Here is a 4,241-nt window from a genome sequence, read left to right as displayed (position 1 = left end):
TTCCCAGTATTCTTACTACTAATACTATCCATAAAGGGTGTCTTTTTCCTTTATCTTTCCGAAAGTCCTTGACTTGTTTCAGTTTTTCTATTAAGCTCAACATATCTTTAAAAAGTTGGCGGTCACTTCTCATTTTACCTGATAGTGATCGCTTTTACTTTTGATATTCTGATGGGAGAATGAAACAGCCCTACCCAAAAGCTTGGATTGATTGGGAAAATCGGAAGTAATCACCAATTTTAGAAGATAGTTTCCCTTTAAAAATCCCAACTTGGTAGATTTACAAACATGAGATGCAGCCTAAAAAACCTAAGTAACCCCTTCTAACTTTTCATCGGTCAATTGATATAATTCCTGTAATTTCTCTAATTTGTCGGGGTCTGCTTGCCAAAAACCGCGACCCTGTGCTTCTAACATTCTACCGACAATATTACGGAAAGCTTCGGGATTAGCTTGACGCAATTTTTCCGCCATTTCTGCATCAAAAGCGTAGGTATCGGCTGCCTGATCATACACCCAATCGTCACTAAAATTAGCCGTACCGCCCCAACCAATTAAAGCGGTCATTCTTTGGGAGATTTCGTAGGCCCCACCGGAACCTTGATTAACCATGGCATTGGCCCATTTAGGATTGAGTAATTTACTGCGGTATTCTAAGCGCAAAACCTCCTCTAATTTGCGGGGAGTTGTATCATTAGAAAAACTCTCAACAAAACTCGTTATCACCGGTTTACCGCTTTGTTTTTCTGCGGCTAATTTTAATCCTCCTGTGTTGCCGTAGTATTCCTGAATATCGGTTAAACCGTATTCTACCGAGTCAATTTCTTGAATAATACTCTCACTGGTTTTTAATAACTGTTGTAGCACTTCTGGTCGCGCTTGTCCCTTATCTTGACGACCATAACTAAAAACATTACGCTTTTCCCAAGTTTTCGCTAATTCGTTGTCATTGTCCCAATTTCCCTCCACTACTTGGTCATTAACTAAAGAGCCAAAATCCCCAGCAGGATTGGAAAATAAACGAGCGCTCGCCTTGTCAATTCCTTGACTTTTTAAGGCTAAATAGTGCTTACGGATATAATTATCATTTTCGGATTCTTCTATCTCGGCTGCCCGCTGCATTAAATCATCCAATAACTCGATAATATTGATAAAAGTATCCCGAAAAATTCCCGATAAATTAGCCAGAATATCGATGCGCGGGTGTCCAATTTCCCCTAGAGGTTTTAATTCATACCTGACAATTCTTCCTGTCCCCTCTTTCACTGGTTCCGCACCGACTAATTCTAAGAGAATACCCAGGGATTCACCCTTAGTTTTAATCACATCTAATCCCCAGAGTAAAACCGCTACAGTTTCGGGATATTTTCCTTTTTCGGTTAAGTTTTGTTCTAGCAGTTTTTTGGCGATTTCTCGTCCGCGCGTGTAGGCTGCCGGGGAAGGCATCCGGTAGGGGTCTAAAGCGTGTATATTACGTCCTGTGGGTAAAACTCCCGCACCATCCCGGAGTAAATCACCCCCCGGCGCTGGGGGTACATATTCCCCATTTAATCCCCGCAAAAGATTAGTTAATTCTTCGCTATTTTGTCCTAATAAATTTTTAATAGCAATGCCTTCTTTAAGCTTTTCATTGGTTGCTTCATCAGCGAGAATTTGCTGAAATTCTCGTTCAGATAAATCGGTAAAATAAGCATCAAGATAACCTTTTAATTCTTCCTGATTGGGAGCAGTTCCTAGGGTGTGTAACCCAGAAGAAAATAGTCTTTGTTCGACGATTTGTAAGTAATTATACACCTTGACAAAATAATCGGTTAGTGCATAGCGACTGAATAATTTGGCATTTTCTAAAGTGAATTCTATTCCCTGTTTTTCTGCTTCCAGAAAAGGACAATCTTTAGAGATACCTGTATCAATAATTTTTTGGAGAATACTATCTCTTAAAGCGTAATTTTTCTCAGGATTTTCTCGAAACTCGGCAATCAAATCTCGTAAAATCATCAATTCTTTATACAATCCCGCTCGTCCGTAGGGAGGCACATTATGGGAAATTAACACCCCATAACCGCGACGTTTAGCTAGGATAGATTCCGAGGGATTATTAGCGGCATAAATATATAAATTTGGTAAATCTCCTAATAAAATATCTGACCAAGAATAACCAGTATTTCCTAGTGGTGAACCGGGCAGCCATTCGACGGTTCCGTGCATACCAAAATGAACGAGCGCATCGGTCTTAAAATCTTTTTGTAACCACTGATAAAAGGCTGCATACTGAGGATGAGGAGTTAAATCTTTTTCAAACATTAACCGCATGGGATCACCAGCAATTCCTAAAGGTGGTTGCACTCCAATCCAGATATTACCTAACTCAATTCCCCCTAAATGATACTGGTCGCCAATAGTTTTTATCCCCGCATCTTTTAGGGATTTCCAGTGTTTTTCGATGCGAGAGGTTAACAGATAACCTAGCCAATTTTCTAAAGTTTCTATCGATAAACGATTTTGGTTAGAGAGATTTTCATCATCGGCAAATTTAACTTTTTGAATAATTTCTTCCCCGTCTTCGGGAATCGTTCCCAGATTATAACCCTGCGTTTGTAAAGCTTGTAAAAACTTAACTAAACTCCGGGGAACATTTAATAAAGCTGCCGTACCAACTGCCCCATAACCCGGGGGAAATCCATAGAGAATGATGGCTATTTTGCGTTCTTGGGGAGGGGTTTTATGTAACTTAATCCAACTATTTAAACGTCCAGTTAAACGCTGTAATCTTTCGGGTATTAAATAGATAGTTTCCCCCACTAATCCCCCCAGAGGAATTGTATCAATTGCCCCATCTAATTCCGGTAAAGCGTATAGAACCACACTCTGTAAACCACCGATTCCCTGTCTTGTCCAAGAATAAATATCTTGAATCAATAAAGGGGCAGCGATAAGATAAGGAATATTTTTAGCCGACAGAATTCGTTTAGCCACTTCTACCTGTCTTCCTGCTTCCATAGAACCTGCAGGACCCCCCACCAAAGGAAAGCCAATCGTCGAAACAATTGCATCTACTGTCACTGCATCTTCACTTAAAGAAGGAGTTTCAATGATTCCTTTTTTTCTTTGCTGAATTTCGTAGTCTGTGGTTAACCAATCCCGAACAATTGTATGGCCTTCCACTCCGTTAATAAACACGGGTAGGGGAATTAAATTAGCCGTTTCAAAATGACGGATTAATTGATTAATATAGGGTAGTTTACTGATAACGTGCTTCCGATAAAGCAGCACTGCCACCACTGGTTTATCAAGGGATTTATTTTTTTTATACCAGGTCAAATATTCTTGGGGAGTGAGAAAATAACCCTGATAATCGGGGTGTAATAGTCCCTTATTGGGAGTTTCGATAACTTCGGGTATTTCCTGTACTTTTAATCCTAGATATTTTTGGGCAATTACCCAACACATAGCGGCAACATTTTCGGTTCCTCCCGCATTCCAATAACCGTAGATAATTAACCAATTACGCAAATCTTGAACTTTTTTAGCGGGAATAAATTTCAGTAGTTTCGGACCAGTTTTAAGGAAACTGAGATAACCGGCTAACTTATCTTCTTCCTTGCCACTGGAAAATTTACTCAAGATAAATTGAATTGGTTTTGGCATTCCTTTTGGTTTATCACCGATGGCAAATTCTCCCAAACGGGTTAAACTCATTAACTCTAAAGCAGACTCAAAAACTAAGCGAATGGGAATCTGTGCTGCTCGTTGCCGCAGCCAAGTAACTTGATCGTAATCGAAGATCAAACTAGCAAAAAAAACGTCGGCAGTGGCTAAAGCTTGCTCGACTATTTCCGGTTCGCTAGTCAAGGATTTATCGCTGAATACTTTTACTTCTAAATTGGGACATTTAGAACTAGCCAACAGGCCCGATTGCCGATATAAATTACTGTTAAAGGTTTCAAAGCCAACAATTAAAACAATGCTTTTCATAAGTAGTCGTGCAAAATTAATTTCCTAGTCGAGACAGGAGACAGGAGACAGGAGACAGGAGACGGGAGACGGGATACAGCTATTAGGGATCGGATTTGAGTTTTCAGTTCACTATTTACTGATCTACTGGCCCCTTGCTTGGTGCATCTCACATTTGCAGAAATACCGACAATCAGCAATTATCAGTGACTCTTAGATGATGACAAATGTGTCAGCAGCTGCCTGTAAGCATCCCACCGAAAAGCTAATGCGCGGGGGGTTTGGGG

At 40.2% G+C, this 4,241-nt stretch carries 1 protein-coding gene; it reads right to left on the bottom strand.

The window, feature by feature from the left end:
* Nucleotides 1-309: 309 nt before the first annotated feature.
* Nucleotides 310-3,975 (bottom strand): magnesium chelatase subunit H, encoded by a 3,666-nt coding sequence (bchH, locus tag IQ234_RS20000; RefSeq protein ID WP_193958359.1) that lies wholly within the window; start codon nt 3,973-3,975, stop codon nt 310-312.
* Between the last annotated feature and the right edge of the window lie 266 nt (nt 3,976-4,241).

The sequence above is a fragment of the Microcystis aeruginosa LEGE 91341 genome, assembly GCF_015206885.1.
Taxonomy (GTDB): domain Bacteria; phylum Cyanobacteriota; class Cyanobacteriia; order Cyanobacteriales; family Microcystaceae; genus Microcystis; species Microcystis aeruginosa_H.
This window is presented reverse-complemented; position numbering and strand designations above follow the sequence as displayed.

Excerpts from the sequence above, each read along its gene's own strand:
- bchH (WP_193958359.1), bottom strand. The coding sequence starts at position 3,975 with ATGAAAAGCATTGTTTTAATTGTTGGCTTTGAAACCTTTAACAGTAAT.